This window comes from Enterobacter chuandaensis (genome assembly GCF_039718975.1).
Taxonomy (GTDB): Bacteria; Pseudomonadota; Gammaproteobacteria; order Enterobacterales; family Enterobacteriaceae; genus Enterobacter; species Enterobacter chuandaensis.
The window spans coordinates 4,109,807-4,134,183 of record NZ_CP097173.1 but is presented as its reverse complement, the minus strand read 5'-3'; the positions used below and the strand labels follow the sequence as shown (position 1 = coordinate 4,134,183).

Annotated in this window: 24 protein-coding genes; 8 read left to right on the top strand and 16 right to left on the bottom strand. The window is 56.2% G+C overall.

The annotated features are described in order from the left end of the window. Nucleotides 1-2 precede the first annotated feature (2 nt). On the top strand, nt 3-944 hold the full coding sequence (locus MX657_RS19895; protein WP_346808581.1) for a TIGR01212 family radical SAM protein: 942 nt from the start codon (nt 3-5) through the stop codon (nt 942-944). On the opposite strand, the gene MX657_RS19890 is transcribed toward MX657_RS19895, so the two are convergent. Beyond that, entirely contained in the window at nt 924-2,426 is a 1,503-nt protein-coding gene (locus MX657_RS19890) for a helicase HerA-like C-terminal domain-containing protein (RefSeq protein ID WP_346806535.1), read from the bottom strand. The genes MX657_RS19895 and MX657_RS19890 overlap by 21 nt on opposite strands. Before the next feature lie 137 nt (nt 2,427-2,563). On the opposite strand from MX657_RS19890, the gene MX657_RS19885 reads away from it, so the two are divergent. After that, nucleotides 2,564-4,201: a dihydroxyacetone kinase subunit DhaK gene (locus MX657_RS19885; protein ID WP_346806533.1), complete on the top strand. Its 1,638-nt coding sequence runs from the start codon at nt 2,564-2,566 to the stop codon at nt 4,199-4,201. A 46-nt stretch (nt 4,202-4,247) separates the two neighbouring features. Here MX657_RS19885 and ahr read toward each other — a convergent pair whose 3' ends face one another. From ahr to pepA, 5 genes are all read right to left on the bottom strand, one after another. Next, entirely contained in the window at nt 4,248-5,267 is a 1,020-nt protein-coding gene (gene ahr / locus MX657_RS19880) for an NADPH-dependent aldehyde reductase Ahr (RefSeq protein ID WP_219366500.1), read from the bottom strand. Between the two features lie 83 nt (nt 5,268-5,350). After that, nucleotides 5,351-5,854 carry a GNAT family N-acetyltransferase gene (locus tag MX657_RS19875; RefSeq protein WP_119916491.1) on the bottom strand — a complete coding sequence of 168 codons (504 nt, stop codon included), beginning with the start codon at nt 5,852-5,854 and terminating at the stop codon, nt 5,351-5,353. Nucleotides 5,855-5,977: 123 nt separating this feature from the next. Beyond that, the gene (locus MX657_RS19870; RefSeq protein WP_346806530.1) at nt 5,978-8,833 is read right to left on the bottom strand and encodes a valine--tRNA ligase; all 2,856 of its coding nucleotides are present in this window, start codon (nt 8,831-8,833) and stop codon (nt 5,978-5,980) included. Next, complete coding sequence (gene holC / locus MX657_RS19865) at nt 8,833-9,276, bottom strand: DNA polymerase III subunit chi (RefSeq protein ID WP_008502815.1); 444 nt, start codon at nt 9,274-9,276, stop codon at nt 8,833-8,835. Before holC ends, MX657_RS19870 begins: the two co-directional genes overlap by 1 nt. 86 nt (nt 9,277-9,362) lie before the next feature. After that, on the bottom strand, nt 9,363-10,874 hold the full coding sequence (gene pepA, locus MX657_RS19860; RefSeq protein ID WP_010436084.1) for a leucyl aminopeptidase: 1,512 nt from the start codon (nt 10,872-10,874) through the stop codon (nt 9,363-9,365). A gap of 158 nt (nt 10,875-11,032) precedes the next feature. Here pepA and MX657_RS19855 point away from each other — a divergent pair, with 158 nt between their 5' ends. From MX657_RS19855 to mtgA, 6 genes are all read left to right on the top strand, one after another. After that, nucleotides 11,033-11,077, top strand: a complete 45-nt coding sequence (locus MX657_RS19855; protein WP_217480452.1) for a hypothetical protein — start codon at nt 11,033-11,035, stop codon at nt 11,075-11,077. Nucleotides 11,078-11,140: 63 nt separating this feature from the next. Beyond that, complete coding sequence (gene lptF, locus MX657_RS19850) at nt 11,141-12,241, top strand: LPS export ABC transporter permease LptF (RefSeq protein ID WP_080328335.1); 1,101 nt, start codon at nt 11,141-11,143, stop codon at nt 12,239-12,241. Continuing rightward, nucleotides 12,241-13,323: an LPS export ABC transporter permease LptG gene (gene lptG / locus MX657_RS19845; protein ID WP_080328334.1), complete on the top strand. Its 1,083-nt coding sequence runs from the start codon at nt 12,241-12,243 to the stop codon at nt 13,321-13,323. The genes lptF and lptG overlap by 1 nt, the downstream gene beginning before the upstream one ends. A 135-nt stretch (nt 13,324-13,458) precedes the next feature. Beyond that, a complete protein-coding gene (arcB, locus tag MX657_RS19840; RefSeq protein WP_080328333.1) occupies nt 13,459-15,792 on the top strand; it encodes an aerobic respiration two-component sensor histidine kinase ArcB in 2,334 nt (777 codons plus the stop codon). Between the two features lie 232 nt (nt 15,793-16,024). After that, entirely contained in the window at nt 16,025-16,678 is a 654-nt protein-coding gene (gene elbB / locus MX657_RS19835; protein ID WP_346808580.1) for an isoprenoid biosynthesis glyoxalase ElbB, read from the top strand. Continuing rightward, nucleotides 16,675-17,400: a monofunctional biosynthetic peptidoglycan transglycosylase gene (mtgA, locus tag MX657_RS19830; protein WP_346806526.1), complete on the top strand. Its 726-nt coding sequence runs from the start codon at nt 16,675-16,677 to the stop codon at nt 17,398-17,400. Before elbB ends, mtgA begins: the two co-directional genes overlap by 4 nt. A gap of 38 nt (nt 17,401-17,438) precedes the next feature. On the opposite strand, the gene npr is transcribed toward mtgA, so the two are convergent. From npr to kdsD, 10 genes are all read right to left on the bottom strand, one after another. Then, nucleotides 17,439-17,711, bottom strand: coding sequence for a PTS phosphocarrier protein NPr (npr, locus tag MX657_RS19825; RefSeq protein ID WP_003861872.1), 273 nt, complete (start codon nt 17,709-17,711; stop codon nt 17,439-17,441). Continuing rightward, a complete protein-coding gene (gene rapZ, locus MX657_RS19820; RefSeq protein WP_008501442.1) occupies nt 17,708-18,562 on the bottom strand; it encodes an RNase adapter RapZ in 855 nt (284 codons plus the stop codon). The genes npr and rapZ overlap by 4 nt, the downstream gene beginning before the upstream one ends. A 45-nt stretch (nt 18,563-18,607) precedes the next feature. Continuing rightward, nucleotides 18,608-19,099: a PTS IIA-like nitrogen regulatory protein PtsN gene (ptsN, locus tag MX657_RS19815; protein WP_008501443.1), complete on the bottom strand. Its 492-nt coding sequence runs from the start codon at nt 19,097-19,099 to the stop codon at nt 18,608-18,610. Between the two features lie 82 nt (nt 19,100-19,181). After that, on the bottom strand, nt 19,182-19,469 hold the full coding sequence (hpf, locus tag MX657_RS19810) for a ribosome hibernation promoting factor (RefSeq protein WP_014171818.1): 288 nt from the start codon (nt 19,467-19,469) through the stop codon (nt 19,182-19,184). Between the two features lie 22 nt (nt 19,470-19,491). Next, on the bottom strand, nt 19,492-20,925 hold the full coding sequence (gene rpoN, locus MX657_RS19805; protein ID WP_346806522.1) for an RNA polymerase factor sigma-54: 1,434 nt from the start codon (nt 20,923-20,925) through the stop codon (nt 19,492-19,494). A gap of 47 nt (nt 20,926-20,972) precedes the next feature. Continuing rightward, nucleotides 20,973-21,698 carry an LPS export ABC transporter ATP-binding protein gene (lptB, locus tag MX657_RS19800; RefSeq protein WP_080328329.1) on the bottom strand — a complete coding sequence of 242 codons (726 nt, stop codon included), beginning with the start codon at nt 21,696-21,698 and terminating at the stop codon, nt 20,973-20,975. Between the two features lie 6 nt (nt 21,699-21,704). After that, the gene (gene lptA, locus MX657_RS19795; RefSeq protein WP_119916485.1) at nt 21,705-22,259 is read right to left on the bottom strand and encodes a lipopolysaccharide ABC transporter substrate-binding protein LptA; all 555 of its coding nucleotides are present in this window, start codon (nt 22,257-22,259) and stop codon (nt 21,705-21,707) included. Beyond that, nucleotides 22,228-22,803, bottom strand: a complete 576-nt coding sequence (lptC, locus tag MX657_RS19790; RefSeq protein ID WP_080328327.1) for an LPS export ABC transporter periplasmic protein LptC — start codon at nt 22,801-22,803, stop codon at nt 22,228-22,230. Before lptC ends, lptA begins: the two co-directional genes overlap by 32 nt. Further along, entirely contained in the window at nt 22,800-23,366 is a 567-nt protein-coding gene (kdsC, locus tag MX657_RS19785) for a 3-deoxy-manno-octulosonate-8-phosphatase KdsC (protein ID WP_080328326.1), read from the bottom strand. Before kdsC ends, lptC begins: the two co-directional genes overlap by 4 nt. Before the next feature lie 14 nt (nt 23,367-23,380). Beyond that, a complete protein-coding gene (kdsD, locus tag MX657_RS19780; protein ID WP_028014567.1) occupies nt 23,381-24,367 on the bottom strand; it encodes an arabinose-5-phosphate isomerase KdsD in 987 nt (328 codons plus the stop codon). Nucleotides 24,368-24,377: the final 10 nt, after the last annotated feature.

Genomic DNA, 24,377 nt, shown 5'->3' with positions numbered 1-24,377 from the left:
TTATGCAGTTACAGAAATTAGTCAATATGTTTGGTGGGGATCTTTTGCAGCGGTACGGGCAAAAGGTTCATAAGCTGACGCTGCACGGTGGCTTTAGCTGCCCGAATCGCGACGGCACCATCGGGCGCGGCGGCTGCACCTTCTGTAACGTTGCGTCGTTTGCTGACGAAGCCCAGCAGCATAAATCCATCGTGGAACAGCTCGCCCATCAGGCCAGCCTGGTGAACCGCGCGAAGCAGTATCTGGCCTATTTCCAGGCCTACACCAGCACGTGGGCGGAGGTGCAGGTGCTGCGTTCCATGTACCAGCAGGCGGTCACCCAGGCCAATATTGTCGGGCTATGCGTCGGTACGCGCCCGGACTGCGTGCCGGAGGCGGTGCTGGATCTGCTCAGCGAGTACAAAGAGCAGGGCTACGAGATTTGGCTGGAGCTGGGCCTGCAGACCGCACATGACAAAACCCTGCACCGCATCAACCGCGGCCATGATTTCGCCTGCTACCAGCGCACCACGCGGCTGGCCCGCGAGCGTGGGTTAAAAGTCTGCTCGCATCTGATTGTCGGATTGCCTGGCGAAGGGCAGCAGCACGGCCTGGAGACGCTGGAAAAAGTCGTTGAAACCGGCGTGGACGGTATTAAGCTGCATCCCCTTCATATCGTTACGGGAAGCATTATGGCCAAAGCCTGGGAAGCCGGGCGGTTTAGCGGTATTGAGCTTGAGGAATATACGGTAACGGCAGGGGAGATGATTCGCCACACGCCGCCGGAAATTGTCTACCACCGCATCTCCGCCAGCGCCCGCCGCCCAACGCTTCTGGCACCGCTCTGGTGCGAGAACCGCTGGACGGGGATGGTGGAAATCGACCGCTATCTTCAGGAAAACGGCGTACAGGGTTCGGCGCTGGGCCGTCCGTGGGTTCCCCGTCTACCGACGACGGCCGCCTAGCAAACTCCCCAGCATGCCGCGCACAATCTGATTGGTGACCTGCCGTGCGGCGCTTTTCGCCATGGTCTGCACTACGCCGTCGCGTTTCCCGCCGCGTGGCCCGGTGGTGCCAAACAAAATGTCTTTTAGCCCGCCCAGAATGCCGTCATCCACCGCGACTGACTGACCCTTCGCGAGTGGCGCATCCTGCGATTCGGTGGTCGCCTGTACCCCTTTTTGCAGCATCTCGAACGCAGACTCCCGATCCACCTCGTCTTCATACTTGCCGTACACCGGAGAGTGGTTAATCAGGCCGTTGCGCTCATCGTCGGTAACGGGCCCCATGCGCGAGCAGGGTGCGATCACCATGGCGCGCTCCACGATGGAGGGGCTGCCTTTCGCATCCAGGAACGAGATCAGCGCTTCACCGGTGCCTAACGCCTGAATCGCCGCTTCGGTATCAAAGGCAGGATTGGCGCGCATGGTTTGCGCGGCGGCTTTTACCGCTTTCTGATCTTTCGGCGTAAAGGCGCGCAGGGCGTGCTGCACGCGGTTACCGAGCTGGCCCAGCACGTTGTCCGGAATATCCGACGGGTTTTGCGACACAAACCAGACGCCAACCCCTTTGGAGCGGATCAGACGAATGACCTGTTCAATTTTATCCAGCAGCACCTGCGGCGCGTCGTTAAACAGCAGATGTGCTTCGTCAAAGAAGAAGACCAGCTTCGGTTTTTCCAGATCGCCCGCTTCCGGCAACTGCTCGTACAGCTCGGAGAGCATCCACAGCAGGCTGGCGGCGTAGAGTTTCGGCATCTGGTAGAGCTTTTCTGAACTCAGAATGTTGATGATGCCTTTGCCACTGCTGTCGGTGCGCATCCAGTCCTTGATATCCAGCATCGGCTCACCGAAGAAGTGTTCGGCGCCCTGCTGCTCCAGCGTCAGTAACCCGCGTTGAATGGCCCCGACAGAAGCGCTGCTGATATTGCCGTACTGGTTCTGGAAAGATTTGGCGTTATCGCCGATGTACTGGGTAATGGCGCGCAGATCTTTGAAATCAAGCAGCAGTAGCCCCTGATCGTCGGCGATACGGAAGATAATATTCAGCACGCCGGACTGCACGTCGTTGAGGTTAAGCAGGCGAGCCAGCAGCAGCGGGCCGAGATCGGAGACGGTGGCGCGCACCGGGTGGCCTTTCTCGCCAAAGATATCCCAGACGACTACCGGGTTGCCGTGCGGCGTCCAGTCCGTAATGCCAATATTCTTCAGGCGTTCGAGCAGTTTTTCAGAAGCGGTACCCTCCTGAGCCACACCGGTTAAATCGCCTTTTACGTCAGCCATAAAGACCGGCACGCCAATATCTGAAAGCGACTCCGCCAGTTTCTGCAGAGTGACTGTTTTCCCTGTGCCGGTGGCACCGGTAATCAGACCGTGGCGGTTCGCCATCGCGGGCAGTAAATACAGCTCTTTTTCCAGCGTCCGGGCAATTAACAATGGTGTACTCATGATGCGCTTCCTCTCTTAGTCCTGGGTGGAGTATAGGCAACCTGACGGCAAAATGGTTGAGTAAATTGCTGACTTTGCGGCGCATTGTCCAGCGCGGACTATGCTTTTGCATACGGTTCATAAAAAAGTGGAAAACAATGTCCAGATTCTTCTTTAACGATCGCAAACAGCTGGTCAACGACGCCATTGAAGGCATACTGCTTTCTGCGCCACATGCGAATCTCGTCAAACTTGATATTGATCCGGCCATCAGGGTCGTCGCCCGCGGTGACTGGGATAAAAGCCGCGTGGCGGTGATCTCCGGTGGTGGCTCAGGCCATGAGCCGGCGCACGCGGGGTTTGTCGGCAAAGGCATGCTGACGGCGGCAGTGTGTGGCGATCTGTTCGCCTCGCCGAGCGTGGATGCGGTACTGAACGCTATCGTTGCGGTGACGGGCGACCGCGGCTGCCTGCTGATTGTGAAAAACTACACCGGGGATCGCCTGAACTTTGGTCTGGCGGCAGAAAAGGCCAAACGCTACGGCCTGAAGGTAGAGATGGTGATAGTCGCGGATGATATTGCGCTGCCCGACAACAAGCAGCCGCGCGGCATTGCCGGTACGGCGCTGGTGCATAAGATCGCGGGTTATGCCGCAGAGCACGGTAAATCGCTGAGCGAAGTGCGTGATATTGCGCAACAGGCCTGCGATAACCTCTGGAGCCTGGGCGTTGCGATGCAAACCTGTAACCTGCCGGGCAGCGACGATGAAGAGGGGCGCATTAAGCAGGGCCATGTCGAGCTGGGGCTGGGGATCCACGGGGAGCCGGGTGCCTCGGTGGTTGATACGCAAAACAGCAAAGCCATTATCGACACGCTGGTGACGCCGCTCAAAGCACAGGCGGGCGAGGGGCGTTTCGCGGTGCTGATTAACAACCTCGGCGGCGTCTCGGCACTGGAAATGGCGCTGTTGACCAAAGAGCTGGCGCACTCGGCGCTGAAAGAGAATATTGCGTACCTGATTGGCCCTGCGCCGCTGGTGAGCGCGCTGGATATGAAGGGCTTTTCTCTGACGCTGCTAAAGCTCAACGATCTGTTCGAGAAAGCGCTGCATGAAGAGGTGGAAACGCTGGGCTGGCAGAAGCCCGTGGCGTTTGCCCCTCTGCGTACCGTTCCGCAAAGCGCTATTCACGATAGCGTGGAATATACCGCGTCCGACAATCCGCAGGTGAAGGAGTCTGTTTCCCGGGTGACGAAGACGCTCATACAGCTTGAAAACCGCCTGAATGCGCTGGATGCCAAAGTGGGCGATGGGGATACTGGCTCCACGTTTGCGCAAGGTGCACGGGATATTGCGCGGCGCCTGGAAGAGAGCACTCTCCCGCTGAATGACGTGTCTAAGCTGCTGTTGCTGGTGGGCGAGCGCCTGGCGACGGTGATGGGCGGATCGAGTGGGGTGTTGATGTCGATCTTCTTCACGGCGGCGGGACAAAAATTGCAAGACGGGCAGCCTCTGCCAGATGCGTTACTGAGCGGACTTGCGCAGATGAAGCAGTATGGCGGTGCAGATCTCGGCGATCGTACGTTGATTGATGCGCTGCAACCGGCGCTTGAGGCGTTACAGAAAGGCGATCTTCAGTCAGCGGCACAGGCTGCGCAGCAAGGGGCTGAAGCAACGGCGAAAATGGCGAAAGCAGGAGCAGGGCGCTCATCGTATGTGAATAAAGAGAATCTGGATGGGGTAATGGACCCAGGGGCGGTCGCGGTAGCGGAAGTGTTTAACATATTGGCGCAGTAGCAAAAGTAGGCCGGGTAAGGCGAAGCCGCCACCCGGCAATGTCACATCAGAAATCCGCTTTCAACACCACGCGGTAACGGGCTTTGCCGTCGCGCACGTGCTGGATCGCTTCGTTGATTTTCGACATCGGATACAGCTCGGTGGTTGGCGCCACTTTGGTGCGTCCGGCAAACTTCATCAGCTTGCGCAGCTCGTACGGTGTACCGGTCGCGGAGCCTGACACGCTGCGATCCCCACCGATCAGCGTAAACGCCGGAACAGGCAGCGGCTTCATCACGGCACCTACGGTGTGGAAGTTACCGCCGTAGGCCAGTGCTTCAAAGTACGGCTGCCAGTCGAGATCGACGTTCACGGTGTTGATAATCAGATCAAACTGCCCAGCCAGTGCGTTCAGTGCGTCCGGATCGCGGCTGTTCACCACTTTGTCCGCACCCATGGCCAGCACTTCTTTCTCTTTCGCCGGGTTCGAGCTGAACGCCGTGACTTCACAGCCCATTGCGTGCAGCAGCTTGATGGCGATATGGCCCAGACCGCCAATACCAATCACGCCCACGCGGCTGGTGGCGGTGACGTGGTGCATCAACAGCGGTTTAAAGACGGTGATCCCGCCGCACAGCAGCGGACCGGCTGATTCGATATCAATGCTATCCGGCAGCGGAATGACCCATTGCCAGTCGGCGCGCAGCTTGTCGGCGAAACCGCCCTTGTTCAGGATGGTGGGCACCGCGCCTTCAAGGCAGTTGATCTGGTTGCCGCTGATACACGCGTCACAGTGGCCGCAGCTGCGTGCCGTCCAGCCAATGCCCACGCGCTGGCCAACCTTCAGCCCTTTGTCCTGCGCAGCGCTGCCGAGCGCCACGACACGGCCAATCACTTCGTGCCCGGCAACCAGCGGATAGCTGGAAAAGCCCCATTCGTTGTCGATCATCGAGAGATCTGAGTGGCAGATCCCGCAGTAATCAACCTGTACTTCGACGTCTTCTGCTTTTAGTTCGCCCGCATCGTACTCGTACAGCTCAAGTTCTGCACCCGCCTGCGGTGCGGCGTAGCTTTTTATCTTCGACATCGTGTTTCCCCCGTTGTGGTGTGAACTGAGAGTGTAGAGCATTCAGTTTACAGCCGCTTAACAGAAGAGGGCAGGAACAAAACTTACAGACTTTTCAGCATTCTGACTTCGCAATCAACGTGGCCGGTACAGCCCAGCGGCGCATCAATATGCTCAAAACCCAGATGTTCATAAAGGCCAATGGCCTCTTTGAGGAAGGCGGTTGTTTCGAGGTAACAGCGTTTAAAACCCTGATCGCGCGCGTGCTCCAGGGCAACCAGCGCCAGCTTCTTCGCCAGACCTTGCCCGCGTACTGACGGCAGAAAATACATTTTCTGCAGTTCGCAGATATCCGGCTCGCTGCAGCTCAGTGGCGCTATGCCGCCGCCGCCCACGACATTACCGTCCTGTTCGATGACCCAGTAGGCATGGCCCGGCTGGCTGTAGAGCTGAAAAAGTTCGTCCAGGTTTGGGTCGGCAACCGTATAGCCTTTATCGGCGGTCAGGCCATACTCCGCAGAGACGGTGCGGATAACGGCGGCGATAGCCGGGTTGTCCTGTTCAACGATCCGACGCATCGTCGTCGCGACCGGGGTAATCACGCTCATAGCATTACTCATTACAAAAATTGACACATTGTTGCTGTTAATAGCACCGCAGAAAGGGGAGTGCAAGCGAGGAGTTTTCAGGAAGGTAACCCCTTACGCCCTGAAGCGTAAGGGGTAAAAGCATTACAGGGCTGCAATAACCGCCTGCTGCTCAATTAGCTTGGTCCTGGCATCGGCAAAGGCAACCAGGCGCTCACGCTCTTTGGCGATGACCGCTTCCGGCGCGCGGGCAACAAAGCCTTCGTTCGCCAGCTTGCTTTCGATTTTGCCAATTTCCACGTCGACTTTCGCCACTTCTTTCGCCAGACGCGCCAGCTCGGCGTCTTTGTCGATCAGGCCCGCCATCGGGATCAGCAGCTCGGCGCCGTCGATGATTTTGGTCACGGAAACCGGACCTTTGTCATCCGCAGGCAGCACGGTGATGCTCTCCAGACGCGCCATGGTTTTCAGGAACGTGTTGTTCTCGGTGACGCGACGAACCGCTGCATCGCTGCAGCCGCGCAGCAGCAGCTCAAGCGGTTTACCTGGGGCGATGTTCATTTCAGCACGGATGTTACGGACCGCAACGATCGCCTGTTTCAGCCACTCGGTATCCGCGGACGCCGCTTCATCAACCTTAGCCGCATCGAATTCCGGGAACGGCTGCAGCATGATGGTATCGGCATTGATGCCCGCAATGACCTTCACGCGCTGCCAGATGGTTTCGGTAATGAATGGAATGACCGGATGCGCCAGGCGCAGCAGGCCTTCCAGAACGGTAATCAGTGTGTTGCGCGTGCCGCGCAGTTCCGCTTCAGAACCGCCGTTCATCACCGGCTTCGCCAGCTCCAGGTACCAGTCGCAGAACTGGTTCCAGGTGAATTCGTACAGGATGCCCGCTGCAATATCGAAGCGGTAGCTGTCCAGCGCGTCGCGGAAGGCTTTCACCGTCTGGTTGAATTCCGCCAGGATCCAGCGGTCCGCCAGAGACAGGGTCATCTCGCCGCCGTTGAAGCCGCAGTCCTGATCTTCGGTGTTCATCAGTACGAAGCGGCTGGCGTTCCACAGCTTGTTACAGAAGTTACGGTAACCTTCCAGACGCTTCATGTCCCAGTTGATGTCGCGGCCGGTAGAGGCCAGCGCCGCCAGGGTGAAGCGCAGGGCATCGGTACCGTGAGACTCGATCCCGTTCGGGAACTGCTTCTCGGTACGCTTGCGGATTTTCTCAGCCAGCTGCGGCTGCATCATGTTGCCGGTACGTTTTTCCAGCAGATCTTCCAGAGAGATACCGTCAACCATGTCCAGCGGGTCGATCACGTTGCCCTTGGACTTGGACATCTTCTGACCTTCGTCGTCGCGGATAAGCCCCGTCATGTAAACGGTATGGAACGGAACCTGCTGCTTGCCGTCTTCGTCTTTGATGAAGTGCATGGTCATCATGATCATGCGGGCAATCCAGAAGAAGATGATATCGAAGCCGGACACCATCACGCTGGTAGGGTGGAACTGACGCAGCGCGTCGGTGTTTTCTGGCCAGCCGAGGGTGGAGAAGGTCCACAGCGCGGAGGAGAACCAGGTGTCCAGTACATCTTCGTCCTGACGCAGGGCAACCTCAGCGCTCAGGTTGTTTTCCTGACGCACTTCGTCTTCGCTACGGCCAACGTAGACGTTGCCTTCGTTGTCGTACCATGCCGGGATGCGGTGACCCCACCACAGCTGACGGGAGATACACCAGTCCTGAATGTCGCGCATCCAGGAGAAGTACATGTTTTCGTACTGCTTCGGCACGAACTGAATACTGCCGTTTTCAACCGCTTCAACAGCCGGTTTGGCCAGCACGTCGGCACGCACGTACCACTGGTCGGTCAGCATTGGCTCAATAACCACGCCGCCACGGTCGCCGTACGGCACGGTCAGATCGTGAGGCTTAATCTCTTCCAGCAGGCCGAGCGCGTCAACGGCAGCTACGATGGCTTTACGCGCGGCAAAGCGCTCCAGCTTCTGGAACTCCGCCGGGATCTCGCTGGAATAGACGTCGGATTCGTTACCTTTGGTGTCGTACACTTCTGCGCTTTCGCGGATATCGCCGTCGAAGGTCAGAATGTTGATCATCGGCAGGGCGTGACGACGACCGACTTCATAGTCGTTGAAGTCGTGCGCAGGGGTGATTTTCACGCAGCCGGTGCCTTTTTCCATGTCGGCGTGTTCGTCGCCCACAATGGGAATACGGCGGTTCACCAGCGGCAGCACCACAAATTTGCCGATCAGATCTTTATAGCGCGGATCTTCCGGGTTCACGGCCACGCCGGTATCGCCCAACAGGGTTTCCGGACGGGTAGTCGCGACCACGAGGTAATCTTTACCGTCTGCGGTTTTTGCGCCGTCGGCCAGCGGGTAGCGGATGTGCCACATAGAGCCTTTGGACTCGCGGTTTTCCACTTCCAGGTCAGAGATGGCGGTGCGCAGTTTCGGGTCCCAGTTTACCAGGCGTTTGCCGCGGTAAATCAGGTCTTCTTTGTACAGGCGCACGAAGACTTCTTTCACTGCGTTGGACAGGCCTTCGTCCATGGTGAAGCGCTCGCGCTCCCAGTCCACGGAGTTGCCGAGACGGCGCATCTGACGGGTAATGGTGCCGCCGGATTCTGCCTTCCACTGCCAGATTTTGTCGATGAACGCCTCGCGACCGTAGTCGTGACGGGTTTTACCCTCTTCAGCGGCAATTTTACGCTCAACCACCATCTGGGTCGCGATACCCGCGTGGTCAGTCCCCGCCTGCCACAGGGTGTTTTTGCCCTGCATGCGCTGGTAGCGGATCATGGTGTCCATGATGGTCTGCTGGAAAGCATGCCCCATATGCAAACTGCCGGTGACGTTCGGCGGCGGGATCATGATGCAGAAGGACTCTTTGCTTTCGTCGCCGTTAGGCTTGAAATAGCCCTGCTGTTCCCAGTGCTCGTAAAGCGGCTGTTCGATATCGCGTGGGTTATATGTCTTTTCCATTATTTCCAGGTTGCCGTATTCAGGTTAAAACCAGCCAGGCGGTACGCTTTATAGCGTTCGCGCGCCAGTTGTTTCAAGGATTCTTCGTAAGGGACAAAGTCTACCACTTCTGTGAAAGCGGTGGCAAAATCTGCAAAATCTATCCGCAGGCTAATCAGAATATCGCGCGCGCTGCTGTTGCGCTTTTGCGGCCAGGCAATTTCGACCGGTGCACCGCCGCGCGGACCTTCGCCCGACAGGTTATGCGGCACAAAACTCTCCGGCGGGCGGGCCCACAGCGCTTCATCAAGGCGAATCGCCTGCTGCTCATCTTCACAGGCTATCAACACGCGTTTGCCAGCGCGCCAACGTTCTGCGGCAATTTCACACACCAGCTGTTCAACGGCGCTGAGGCCATCCTGATGGGTGTCGTTGTCCAGAAGGTAGAACGTTGCATTCTTCATATATGGGGCTTCTTGTGCTCACTTTAAATGCTTAAGCCGGGTGGCGGCTTCGCCTTACCCGGCCTACGGTTTACTGCCGTTTTGGCTTACTCGTCGCCGTTAAAACCCGCACGATTGAGCAGGAACTGCGACAGCAGCGCCACCGGACGACCGGTTGCGCCTTTCGCTTTACCGGAACGCCATGCGGTGCCGGCGATGTCCAGGTGCGCCCAGTTGTACTTGCGGGTGAAGCGCGCCAGGAAGCAGCCTGCGGTGATAGCCCCGCCAGGACGACCGCCGATGTTCGCCATATCCGCAAAGTTAGACTCCAGCTGTTCCTGGAACTCATCGCCCAGCGGCAGACGCCACGCGCGGTCACCGGCCTGTTCGGACGCGCCGATCAGCTCGTGCGCCAGCGGGTTGTGGTTCGACATCAGGCCGGTGATGTGGTGGCCCAGCGCAATCACACAGGCACCGGTCAGCGTTGCCACGTCAATCACCGCTTCAGGCTCGAAGCGCTCAACGTAGGTCAGCACGTCGCACAGCACCAGACGGCCTTCGGCGTCGGTGTTCAGCACCTCAACGGTCTGCCCGGACATGGTGGTCAGGACGTCGCCCGGACGATACGCGCGACCGCCAGGCATGTTTTCGCAGCCCGCCAGGACGCCGATCACGTTGATGGGCAACTGAAGCTCCGCGACCATGCGCATTACGCCGTAAACCGCCGCTGCGCCGCACATGTCGTATTTCATCTCGTCCATGCCTTCGGCAGGCTTGATGGAGATACCGCCGGAATCGAAGGTCAGGCCTTTACCCACCAGCACAATCGGACGCGCATCTTCGGACGGGTTGCCTTTGTACTCGATAACCGACATCAGGGATTCGTTCTGCGAGCCGTTACCCACAGCCAGATACGAGTGCATGCCCAGCTCTTTCATCTGCTGTTCGCCGATGACGCGGGTGATGACGTTTTTGCTGTAGGAATCTGCCAGCTGGCGCGCCTGAGAGGCGAGGTAGGCCGCGTTACAGATGTTAGGCGGCATATTGCCGAGATCTTTTGCCGCTTTAATACCGGCGGCAATCGCCAGACCATGCTGAATGGCACGTTCACCGCTGGTCAGTTCGCGACGGGTTGGCACGTTGAAAACCATTTTACGCAGCGGGCGACGCGGCTCGCTTTTGTTGGTCTTCAGCTGATCGAAGCTGTACAGGCTCTCTTTTGCCGTTTCGACGGCCTGACGCACTTTCCAGTAGGTGTTACGGCCTTTGACGTGCAGCTCGGTCAGGAAGCAGACGGCTTCCATTGAACCGGTATCATTCAGCGTATTAATGGTTTTCTGAATGACCTGCTTATACTGACGCTCGTCCAGCTCGCGCTCTTTACCGCAGCCAATCAGCAAAATTCGCTCTGACAGGACGTTTGGAACATGGTGCAGTAACAGCGTCTGCCCAGGTTTGCCTTCCAGTTCGCCACGGCGCAGCAGGGCGCTGATATAGCCGTCACTGATTTTATCGAGTTGCTCGGCGATCGGGGAGAGTCGGCGCGGTTCAAAGACGCCCACAACGATGCAGGCACTCCGCTGTTTCTCCGGGCTACCGCTTTTTACACTGAACTCCATGCACTACGCTCCTGAATCTTAAAGACAACGGCGGCTGCTACAGATAGAATTGAAACCTTTCGTAACTCATGTCCGCTGTTGTGGTGACTTCGTGTTAATCTTACGTTACTACGGTTTCGACACGTCAGAAAAAGTCCTGAAGCGTGAATCCGCCGGATATTTTAATCTTAGCGATGATTTCGACGACTCAAGAGAATAAATGACGTTTAAGCCATGAAACAAGCGATTTTCCAGCAAAGAGACGGGTTTTTACGGGCGTATTTAAAGTGATAATCATAAGATATCTGGTGCGGGAGACGCTCAAAAGCCAACTGGCGATCCTCTTCATCCTGCTGCTGATTTTTTTCTGTCAGAAGCTGGTGAAGATCCTCGGTGCGGCCGTTGACGGCGAAATTCCAACGAATCTGGTGCTTTCCCTGCTTGGTTTGGGGATCCCGGAAATGGCGCAGCTTATTCTGCCGCTGAGTCTATTCCTCGGCCTGCTCATGACGCTTGGTAAGCTATACACCGAAAGTGAAATCACGGTGATGCACGCCTGTGGCCTGAGCAAAGCGGTACTGGTGAAGGCGGCGATGATACTGGCGCTCTTCACGGGCATCGTTGCGGCGGTGAATGTGATGTGGGCGGGCCCGATGTCGTCTCGTCACCAGGACGAGGTGCTGGCCGAAGCGAAAGCGAACCCCGGCATGGCGGCGCTCGCGCAGGGCCAGTTCCAGCAGGCGACCGACGGGAACTCCGTGCTGTTTATTGAAAGCGTTGACGGCAGTAAATTCAACGACGTATTCTTGGCGCAGCTGCGTCCTAAAGGTAACGCGCGTCCGTCCGTGGTGGTTGCCGACTCTGGCCAACTTTCTCAGCGCAAAGACGGGTCGCAGATTGTCACGCTGAATAAAGGCACCCGCTTTGAAGGCACCGCGATGCTGCGCGATTTCCGTATTACGGATTTCCAGAACTATCAGGCTATTATTGGTCATCAGGCGGTGGCGCTCGATCCTACGGATACCGAGCAAATGGATATGCGCACGCTGTGGAACACCGATACCGACAGAGCGCGTGCTGAGTTCCACTGGCGTATTACGCTCGTATTCACTGTGTTTATGATGGCATTGATTGTCGTGCCGCTGAGCGTGGTGAACCCGCGTCAGGGTCGCGTGCTCTCCATGCTGCCGGCGATGCTGCTTTACCTGGTCTACTTCCTGCTGCAAACCTCGATTCGCTCCAACGGCGCGAAGGGTAAGCTGGATCCTATGGTCTGGACGTGGTTCGTCAACAGCCTGTACATCTTACTGGCGCTGGGATTAAACCTGTGGGATACGGTGCCTGTGCGCCGCATACGTGCCCGATTCTCGCGTAAAGGAGCCATCTAATGCAGGCGTTTGGCGTTCTTGATCGCTATATCGGTAAAACCATTTTTACCACCATCATGATGACGTTGTTCATGCTGGTGTCGCTATCCGGCATTATCAAATTTGTCGATCAGCTGAAAAAAGCCGGGCAGGGCAGCTATGACGCGTTGGGCGCGGGGATGTATACCCTGCTCAGCGTGCCGAAAGATGTGCAGATCTTCTTCCCGATGGCGGCCCTGCTGGGTGCGCTGCTGGGGCTGGGGATGCTAGCGCAGCGCAGCGAGCTGGTGGTGATGCAGGCATCGGGCTTTACCCGCATGCAGGTTGCGCTGTCGGTAATGAAAACCGCGATCCCGCTGGTGCTGTTAACCATGGCGATTGGCGAGTGGGTGGCCCCGCAGGGCGAGCAGATGGCGCGTAACTATCGTGCTCAGGCAATGTACGGCGGTTCACTGCTCTCGACTCAACAAGGTTTATGGGCGAAAGACGGTAAAAACTTCGTCTACATCGAACGGGTAAAGGGCAATGATGAACTGGGCGGGGTGAGCATCTATGCCTTCAACGACCAGCGCCGTCTGGAGTCAGTCCGACACGCCTCTTCTGCGAAATTTGACGCGGAACATAAACAGTGGCGTTTGTCGCAGGTGGATGAATCTGACCTGACCGATCCAAAACAGATCGCCGGGTCACAGACGGTGACCGGCACCTGGAAGACCAACCTCACGCCGGATAAGCTCGGGGTTGTCGCGCTGGATCCTGACGCGCTCTCCATCAGCGGCTTGCACAACTATGTGAAGTACCTGAAGTCGAGCGGGCAGGATGCCGGGCGCTATCAGCTCAACATGTGGAGCAAAATCTTCCAGCCGATGTCCGTGGCGGTAATGATGCTGATGGCGCTGTCGTTTATCTTCGGCCCGCTGCGTAGCGTGCCGATGGGTGTGCGCGTCGTGACCGGTATTAGCTTCGGCTTTGTGTTCTATGTGCTCGATCAGATCTTCGGTCCGCTGACGCTGGTTTATGGCATCCCGCCGATTATCGGTGCGCTGCTGCCGAGCGCCAGCTTCTTCCTGATCAGCCTCTGGCTGCTGCTGAAACGCTCCTGATTGACCTCTCCTCGCTTCCGGCTAGCCGGAAGCGAGGCTAATCTCCTGTTTCACCCCGCACTTTTTCTCACAACCTTCAACGTCCCGCCTCGAATTTGAGTATTATTGAGCGATAAAGTCGTGAAGGGATCCTCTATGAAGCAAATTCGAATGCTGGCCCAGTACTACGTCGACCTGATGATGAAGCTTGGGCTGGTGCGTTTCTCCATGCTGCTTGCGCTGGCGCTGGTCGTGCTGGCCATTGTTGTGCAGATGGCCGTCACCATGGTTCTGCATGGTCAGGTCGAGAGTATCGACGTCATCCGCTCCATCTTCTTCGGCCTGCTCATTACTCCCTGGGCGGTCTATTTCCTTTCCGTGGTGGTCGAACAGCTGGAGGAGTCCCGGCAGCGTCTGTCTAAACTGGTTGATAAGCTGGAGGAGATGCGCGAGCGCGACCTGAAGCTCAACGTTCAGCTTAAAGACAACATTGCGCAGCTGAACCAGGAAATTTCAGACCGTGAGAAGGCGGAAGCCGAGCGTCAGGCCACGCTGGAGCAGCTGAAAATCGAAATGAAAGAGCGCGAGGTCACGCAGATCCAGCTTGAGCAGCAATCCTCCTTCCTGCGCTCGTTTCTGGATGCGTCACCGGATCTGGTGTTCTACCGCAACGAAGATAAAGAGTTTTCCGGCTGTAACCGGGCGATGGAACTGCTGACCGGGAAAAGCGAGAAACAGTTGATTCACCTGAAGCCGCAGGACGTTTACTCCGAAGAGGCGGCCGCCAAGGTTATGGAAACGGACGAAAAAGTGTTCCGCCATAACGTCTCGCTGACCTACGAACAGTGGCTGGATTACCCGGACGGGCGCAAAGCCTGCTTTGAGATCCGCAAGGTGCCGTACTATGACCGTGTCGGGAAGCGCCACGGCCTGATGGGCTTTGGCCGCGATATCACCGAGCGTAAGCGCTATCAGGATGCGCTGGAGCGCGCCAGCCGTGACAAGACCACCTTTATCTCCACCATTAGCCACGAGCTGCGTACGCCGCTCAATGGCATTGTGGGGCTGAGCCGCATTCTGCTGGACACCGACCTGACCGCAGAGCAGGAAAAATACCTCAAAACGATCCATGTCTCGGCGGTGACGTTGGGTAATATCTTCAACGATATTATTGATATGGATAAGATGGAGCGCCGTAAGGTTCAGCTTGATAACCAGCCGGTTGATTTCACCAGCTTCCTTGCCGATCTGGAAAACCTGTCTGGCCTTCAGGCGCAGCAGAAGGGGCTGAGTTTTGTTATGGAGCCTACCCTGCCGCTGCCGCATAAGGTGGTGACTGACGGCACGCGCCTGCGCCAGATCTTGTGGAACCTCATCAGCAACGCGGTGAAATTTACCCAGAAGGGACAGGTCGCGGTGCGTATTCGCTATGACGAAGGCGATATGCTGCACTTCGAGGTGGAAGACTCCGGGATTGGTATTCCGCAGGAAGAGCAGGACAAGATTTTCGCAATGTACTACCAGGTTAAGGACAGCAACGGCGGGAAACCGGCTACCGGCACGGGCATCGGCCTGGCGGTGTCGAAACGGCTGGCGAAGAGCATGGGGGGAGATATCACCGTTGCCAGCCAGCCGGGCAAAGGATCAACCTTCACGCTGACGGTGCATGCGCCGGCGGTGGCGGAAGAGGTAGAGGATACCTTTGAAAACGACGATATGCCGCTGCCTGCACTGCACGTCCTGCTGGTGGAAGATATTGAGCTGAACGTGATTGTCGCGCGCTCGGTGCTGGAAAAACTGGGCAACAGCGTGGATGTTGCGATGACCGGCAAGGCCGCGCTCGAGATGTTTAAACCGGGCGAATATGACCTCGTTCTGCTGGATATTCAGCTACCGGATATGACCGGGCTGGATATTTCGCGTGAACTGACGCGTCAGTACGCAGCCGACGAGCTGCCGCCGCTGGTGGCGCTGACGGCAAACGTGCTGAAAGATAAAAAAGAGTATCTCGATGCCGGTATGGACGACGTACTCAGTAAGCCGCTGGCGGTGCCTGCTCTGACCGCCATGATCAAGAAATTCTGGGATACCCAGGATGAGGAGGAGAGCACCATGACGTCTGTTGATAGCGCAAAAGCCCAAACGATACTCGACACTGCGATGCTGGAGCAGTACATCGATCTGGTCGGCCCGAAACTGATTACCGACGGTCTGGCGGTGTTCGAAAAAATGATGCCGGGCTATCTGAGCGTGCTGGAGTCAAACCTGACGGCGCGGGACCAGAAGGGCATCGTGGAAGAAGGGCATAAAATCAAAGGTGCAGCTGGTTCGGTCGGGCTACGCCACCTGCAGCAGCTGGGCCAACAGATTCAGTCACCTGATTTACCAGCATGGGAAGATAACGTGGGTGATTGGGTTGAAGAGATGAAACAAGAGTGGCAGAACGATGTTGCGGTGCTGAAAGCCTGGGTGGACGGCAGAAAAAAATGACCCCGGCTTGACCGGGGTGCGCGAATACTGCGCCAACACCAGGGAAATCGTGGCTGCGCCTGTTTTTTAAAGTAATTTTCTAATGGGCGCCGCCTGAAAAATTTAGGCCGCACGCAGATAAGATAGCAAATCTTAAATAGTTTGTTACATGAATCAGTGAAATGTGTGAAGCATAGCGTTTTAATCAAAATTATTAATGTGCTTCAGCGAGTTGTAGAAAAGGATTGTCATGATGAAAAAGATTGGTGTCGTCCTGAGCGGATGCGGTGTTTTTGATGGTTCAGAAATACATGAAGCCGTAATCACGCTGCTGGCCCTGGTAAAACAGGGAGCAGAGGTTATCTGTTTTGCGCCCGACAAAAATCAGGCTGATGTGATTAACCATCTGACCGGCGAGCCGATGGCCGAAACGCGCAATGTGCTGATTGAGGCCGCGCGTATTGCGCGAGGTGATATCCATCCTCTTATTCAGGCAGACCCTTCAGAGCTTGATGCGCTCATTGTGCCAGGGGGATTTGGCGCGGCCAAAAATCTCAGCACCTTTGCTACGCAGGGCGCGGAGTGTCAAATCGATCCTCATCTAAAATCGCTGTCGCAGGCCATGCATGCGGCAGGAAAACCGCTGGGCTTTATCTGCATCGCGCCGGCAATGCTGCCCAGGATTTTTGATTTCCCGCTGCGCCTGACTATCGGGACCGATATTGATACCGCAGAGGTTATCGAAGATATGGGCGGTGAACACGTACCGTGTCCGGTCGATGACATTGTGGTGGATGAAGATAACAAGATTGTCACCACGCCCGCGTATATGCTGGCGAAGAATATCGCAGAGGCTGCCGTGGGCATTGAAAAGCTGGTCGCCCGGGTGCTGGTGCTGACGGAATGAGGCGTCAGTTTTCAGCAGGCGCATGGGTGAAATGCCTTCTCTTGCGCATCGTGCTCGTCCTGGCGGTGTTCTGGGGAGGCGGGCTTGCCGTGTTCAGCATTTTGCCGGTACCGTTTTCAGCCGTTATGGTTGAGCGTCAGCTCAGCGCATGGTTCTCCGGTGATTTCGGCTATGTCGCCCATTCTGACTGGGTGAGCATGGATGACATTTCTCCTTTCATGGGACTGGCGGTTATCGCGGCGGAGGATCAGAAATTCCCGGAGCACTGGGGGTTTGATGTGGCCGCCATTGAAAAGGCGCTGGCCCATAACGAACGTCACGAAAACCGCGTTCGCGGTGCGTCAACGCTGTCGCAGCAGACGGCTAAGAACCTGTTCCTGTGGGATGGACGAAGCTGGGTGCGAAAAGGGCTGGAAGCGGGCCTGACCCTGGGAATGGAAACGGTCTGGAGCAAAAAGCGTATTCTGACCGTTTATCTCAACGTTGCTGAGTTTGGCGACGGTGTTTTTGGCGTGGAAGCGGCCGCGCAGCGTTATTTCAATAAGCCAGCCAGCCGTCTGAGCATGTCAGAAGCAGCGCTATTGGCCGCTGTTTTACCGAATCCCATCCGTTTTAAAGCCAGCGCCCCATCAGGGTACGTGCGGAGCCGTCAGGCGTGGATCATGCGCCAGATGCGCCAGCTGGGTGGGGAAGGGTTTATGGAGAGAAATGCGTTAATGTAGGGCGGGTAAGCGCAGCGCCACCCGCCAGAACAGCAGGCCTAATCTTCGTCGAATCCGGCGTTAAACAGGGCAATCACCGCCGCCAGGGCTTCCTCTTCCTGAGGACCGGTGGCTTCTACCTCAATCTGACGCCCTTTAGCGGAGTCCAGCATCAGCAGCGCAATCACGCTGTTGGCTTCCGCTTCGGTGCCTTCGTCATTACGCAGCAGCACTTCTGCATCGAAACCCTGCATCAGCTCAAACAGCTTCATCGCCGGGCGCGCATGCATGCCCAGTTTATTGGTGATCTCAACGGTTTGTTTTACGGTCATGTTTTACGTTTTTCCAGCGTGCGATGACGGGACTGAACGTTCTTCCCGCGCGAGCGGAAATAATCGGCCAGCTGTTCGGCGATGTAGACCGAACGATGTTTACCGCCGGTACAGCCAATCGCCACCGTCAGGTAGCTTCGATTGTTTGTCTCCAGCATAGGTAACCATAGCTCAAGGTAGCTTCGCGTCTGGTAGATAAAATTGTGAACTTCTGTGTGCCTGTCGAGGAACGCCGCGACGGGCTTATCCAGACCGGTCATTGGGCGCAGTTTTGGATCCCAGTGCGGGTTCGGCAGGAAGCGCACGTCGAAAACATAGTCCGCATCAATCGGAATACCGTGCTTAAAGCCGAAGGATTCGAACACCATGGTCAGTTCGCGCTCGCGTTTGCCCAGCAGCCGGGTGCGCAGCATTTCCGCCAGCTCGTGAACGGACATCTCAGAGGTGTCGACAATCAGGTCAGCACGGGAGCGCAGCGGCTCCAGCAGATCGCTCTCTTCATCGATGGCGCTCTCCAGCGAGAGATTCTTGCTGGAAAGCGGGTGCAAACGACGGGTGTCGCTGTAGCGGCGGATCAGCGTATTGCGATCGGCATCAAGGAACAGCAGCTGAGGCGAGAACGTGTCAGGCAGGTTGCTCATAGCCTGTTCGAAGATCTCTGGCGATTCAGGCATGTTACGAACGTCAATACTGACGGCGGCAGAGGTTTGTCTCTCCGCTAACGTGCGTGCCAGATCGGGTAATAACACGACCGGCAGGTTATCGACGCAGTAAAAACCCATGTCTTCCAGCGCGCGCAGGGCAACGGATTTCCCCGACCCTGAACGTCCGCTGACAATCATCAGCACCATGTTCCGTTTCTCCTCAGGACAACAGATGTGAAGGCCATCACCTGGTTATGCGTCATCCTGATTGCCTTCTGCTTCAGTGATAATTTGATAAAGCTCTTCATCACTTTGGGCTGAGCGCAGTCGACGGCAGATGGTTTTATCCGCCAGACGTTTAGCAACCAGCGAAAGCGTATGCAGATGGGTCTTGGTCTGGTCGGCAGGTACCAGCAGCGCGAAGAGGAGATCGACGGGCTGGTTATCGATGGCATCAAAGGCAATTGGCGTTTCCAGCTGCACAAACACACCGACGGCACGCAGGGTGTCCTCTTCCAGCTTGCCGTGCGGGATCGCGATGCCGTTGCCGATACCGGTACTGCCCATCTTTTCACGGGTCAGAATTGCTTCGAACACCACCTGCGGCGGCAGGCCCAGCTGTTTTGCGGCCAGTTCACTGATGATCTCCAGCGCACGTTTTTTGCTCTGGCAGTGAACGGCACTGCGGGTACATTCCTGGTTAAGGACATTGCTCAGTTGAAGAGCGGAATCGTTGTTCATCATAATTTCACCTAAGCGCTAACTGTACAAATGGCCTGTTGTGTTTCACAACAGGCCGTCCTGCACCCGTTAACTGCCCGGACAATTAGTGTTGTTTCAGTTTATCTTTATGTTTATTGAGCTGTCGCGCAAGCTTATCAATCAAGCCGTCGATAGCCGCGTACATGTCTTGCCCTTCCGCACTGGCATGGAGTTCACCCCCGTTTACATGCAGGGTTGCATCCGAGATATGAGTCACTTTCTCCACTTTCAACACAACGTAGACCTGGTTGATCCTTTCGAAATACTGCTCGAGTTTCGCGAACTTAGCGTTCACGAAGTCACGTAAGGCCTCAGTAATCTCGACGTTGTGTCCTGTGATATTGAGCTGCATAGTGTCTTCCTTATCGGTTGTGTCAGACCAGTTGTTTACGCTGGTTAGACGGCGGAATGGATAAAGACTCTCGATACTTCGCAACAGTACGACGTGCCACCATAATACCCTGATCGGACAGTATGGTGGTTAACTTACTGTCACTTAGTGGCTTCGCGGGGTTCTCCGCGGCGATTAACTTCTTCACCAGGGCACGAATCGCCGTTGAGGAGGCTTCGCCGCCACCCTCGGTATTCACGTGGCTGGAGAAGAAATACTTAAGCTCAAAAATACCGCGCGGACTGTGCAGATACTTCTGCGTCGTGACGCGGGAAATCGTGGATTCATGCATTTCGACGGCCTGGGCGATATCCGCCAGCACCATCGGTTTCATATACTCTTCACCCTGCTCAAAGAACGCCTGCTGCTGTTCGACGATGCAGCGGCTCACGCGGAGCAGGGTATCATTTCGGCTCTCCAGACTCTTGATCAACCATCGCGCTTCCTGAAGATTGCTACGAATATATTGATTGTCGGAATCGTTGCGCACGCTGGTGCACATGGAGGCATACTGCTGGTTGATTTGCAGGCGAGGGATGCTGTCAGAGTTCAGTTCAACGATCCAGCGGTCATTGTGTTTTCTGACCAGCACGTCCGGGATCACGTACTCGGGTTCGCTGGTCTGGATCGACTGACCGGGGCGCGGATCGAGTGACTGGATCAGATTCACCGCCTCTTTCAGCACCTCTTCTTTCAGGCGCGTAACGCGCATCAAAGAGCGGAAATCGTGGTTGGCGAGAAGATCCAGATGATCGCTGATGATTAAGCGCGCCTCCTCAAGCCATGGCGTCTCTTTGCTGAACTGAGAAAGCTGGATCAGCAGGCAGTCGCGCAGATCTTTCGCGGCCACGCCGACTGGATCAAAACGCTGGATACGCTTAAGAACGGCTTCAATCTCTTCAAGCTCAATCTCTTCGTCGCCCATGCTTTCCAGAATGTCGTCCAGCGTGACGGTCAAGTAGCCGGTGTCGTCAACGGCGTCGACAATCGACGTGGCGATCGCGCGGTCGGTATCGGAGAAGGGGGTAAGCTCTACCTGCCACATCAGGTAATCCTGCAGCGACTGGGTGGTTTCGCCCTGATAGACCGGTAGCTCATCGTCCTGGTAGTCTGCATGCGTACCGGAAGGGGTGCCAGCGGTATAGATTTCATCCCAGCTGGCATCCAGCGGTAGCTCGTCCGGCATCTCTTTTTGTTCGAGAGCATCTGCGGTGTCGAGCGCTTCTGTATCCTGTGACTGCTGAGTATCTACCTCATCATGAAGATCGGCTTGCTCCAGCAGGGGATTGCTGTCCAGCGCCTGCTGGAGCTCCTGCTGGAGTTCTAAGGTGGACAGTTGCAGCAGACGAATGGCCTGCTGTAGCTGCGGCGTCATCGCCAGTTGTTGGCTGAGCCTTAATTGCAAACCTTGCTTCATGTTCAGAGCATTTTTCTCCGGTTCGGCGTTACGTTACCTCTACCCTATCAGAGTCTGAAGTCTTCCCCAAGATAGACGCGCTTAACATGATCGTCTTCGAGGATCTGCTGCGGCGTACCGTGGGCGATCAGATTGCCCTGGCTCACAATATACGCGCGTTCACATACGGCCAGCGTTTCACGCACGTTGTGGTCGGTGATCAACACGCCAAGCCCGCTGTCACGCAGATGCTCAATAATACGTTTAATATCGATAACGGAGATCGGGTCCACGCCCGCAAACGGTTCATCCAGAAGGATAAATTTCGGGTTTGCGGCCAGCGCGCGCGCAATCTCAACACGACGGCGTTCACCCCCGGACAATGCCTGACCGAGGCTGTCGCGCAGATGCTCAATGTGGAACTCTTCCAGCAGCTCGTTGGCGCGATCCTGACGCTGTTCGCTGGTCAGGTCGTCGCGAATTTGCAGGACCGCCATCAGGTTATCAAAAACGCTCAGACGACGGAAAATAGAGGCTTCCTGCGGCAGATAGCCGATGCCACGACGCGCGCGCGCGTGCAGCGGCAGCAGGCTAATGTCTTCATCGTCGATGACAATGTTGCCGGCATCGCGCGGCACAATGCCTACGACCATGTAGAAGGTGGTGGTTTTACCCGCACCGTTCGGGCCAAGCAGGCCAACAATTTCGCCGGAGTTGACGGTCAGACTGACATCTTCTACGACACGGCGGCCCTTATAGGCCTTCGCGAGATTTTTTGCAGTTAATGTTGCCATAACGGATTAGTTACTCTTCTTCTGTGCCGGGGCCTGGCCCTTGCCTTTGTCCTGCAGCTGCGACGGAACCAGTACGGTGGTTACGCGTTTGCCTTTCTCGCTGGAGGCCTGCATTTTCTGCTCTTTCACCAGATAGGTAATCTGGTCACCGGTGATATTGCTGTCCAGCTGTTCCAGATACGCTTTCCCGGTCAGGATGACCAGGTCCTTCGCCAGCTCATAGTGCATATGCGAGGCGCGGCCTTTCACTGGCTTGCCATTGTCCTGCATCTGGTAGAAGGTTGCCGGATTGCCATAACCATCAATGATCTCTTTGCCCTGCTCGCCGCCCGGACGGGTCACGACCACTTTATCGGCGTTGATTTTGATGGTGCCCTGCGTCACGACAACGTTACCCGTGAAGGTGACGACGTTACCCTGCATGTCGAGAGACTGGGTGTCGGACTCGATATGGATCGGCTGGTCGGTATCGCCCGTTACAGCAAGCGCGGGGAGACTGGCCGCCAGCATCGCGCTGGCGATAATTACTTTAAGGCTGAGTTTGTTTGTTTTGAATTTCATAGGAGGTTCTAACCTTTTCAATCAGCTCGGCGTTCTTGCTGCGTAAGTTCCCGCGCATTCTTAAACCGCTGGAATTAAATGTTGTGCCATACAGTGTGACCAGATCCTGCGAGGTCACGTCCTGGGTTACCAGGTTAATCTGGGCATTATCCGTCGTAATTTTCCGCAGTTGCGAGTCAGCGGTCAGGGCGTTGACTTCAACGTGGCCATACAGATAAAGCATACGGTCATTTGTGAGTTTTGCCCGATCTGACTTAATCGACCACGTCGGGACTTTGTCTTTATCGAACGTGGTCATCACAGGTTGGGTAAACCACGACACGCCATCATCAGAAAAATATTCCACGTGCTGAGCGATCAGGCGATAGTTAAGCGCACCTTCCGGGCTGTAGACCACGGTGTCGCTGTGATCGCTTTTATAGGTTGGATCGTTATTATTGACCACTTCCGTTTGCGTATCGTCGCGATCGGCAAGATTCATGCCAATCAATACCAGTGCGACAAGCGAAAGCAAAATGATAACCCAACGTCTGGTTTTACTCATATTGATTGCCCTTTGGCCTCATCAAGCTTGCCCTGCGCCAGCAGAAGCAGATCGCAGACTTCACGTACAGCACCCCGGCCACCGTTGATGTGGGTAACGTAGTCTGCGCGTGGGATCAGCAGCGGGTGCGCATCGGCAACCGCGATGCTGAGACCCACTTCTGCCATCACCGGCCAGTCGATCAGATCGTCCCCAACGTAGGCCACGTTTTCCGGGGCGATAGCCAGTTTACCCAGTAAATCGTTGAACGCCGCCATCTTATCGGATTGACCCTGATACAGGTGGGTAATGCCTAAGGTTTCACAGCGGTCTTCTACCAGTTTAGCTTTCCGTCCGGTGATGATAGCAACCTCAATACCCGAGGTGAGCGCACAGCGGATACCGTAGCCGTCGCGAACGTTAAACGCTTTCAGCTCTTCGCCATTATTGCCCATGTAAATCAGGCCATCGGAAAGTACCCCATCCACATCCAGAATCAACAGACGAATTGTTTCCGCCTTAGCCATCATCTGGGTACTGACCGGACCATAACAGGTTGCAAGGGATGCACCCGCATTACTCATTGTCTTATCCTTCATTACACTACGCCTGCGCGCAGCAGATCATGCATATGTACCACACCCAGCAACTGGTCGCCATCGGCAACCATAACGGAGGTGATATGACGGGACTGCATCAGGTTCAGCACATCCACGGCTAACGTGCCCGGACGCACGCGGATACCGCCCGGCGTCATCACATCGGCAATGCCGAGCGTGCGGACATCTACACCCATGTCGAACACGCGACGCAGGTCGCCATCGGTGAAGATCCCCTGAATTTTCATCAGATCGTCGCACACGACTGTCATACCCAGATTCTTGCGGGTGATTTCCAGCAGCGCATCACGCAGAGAGGCTTCTTTACTGACGTGAGGGATCTCATCCCCGGTGTGCATAATATCGTTTACCCGCAGCAGCAGCTTGCGCCCCAGCGCGCCGCCCGGGTGGGAGAGCGCAAAATCTTCCGGCGTAAAACCGCGGGCTTCGAGCAACGCGACGGCAAGCGCATCACCCATGACCAGCGCGGCGGTGGTGCTGGAGGTAGGGGCCAGACCCAGCGGACAGGCTTCTTTCGGTACTTTAACGCACAGGTGAATATCGGCCGCACGCGCCATGCTGCTTTCCGGACGGCTGGTCATGCAAATCAGCGGTACCTGCAGCCGCTTCAGTACCGGGATCAGCGCCAGGATCTCATTGGACTCACCAGAATTTGACAGGGCGATGACAACATCCTGCGGCGTGACCATACCCAGATCGCCGTGCGCGGCTTCCCCCGGATGAACAAAGAAGGAAGAGGTTCCGGTGCTGGCAAACGTTGCCGCCATTTTGCGCCCAATGTGGCCGGACTTGCCCATTCCCATCACCACGACTTTACCGGCACAGTAGAATATCTTCTCACATGCCAGACTAAAATCCTGATTAATATACTGATCTAACTGCGCCAGACCTTCACGTTCAATCTCCAGAACCTCTTTGCCTGCTTTCTGAAAGTCAAAACCCGGCTGCAATTCTATTTGCGACATAATGCGTTTC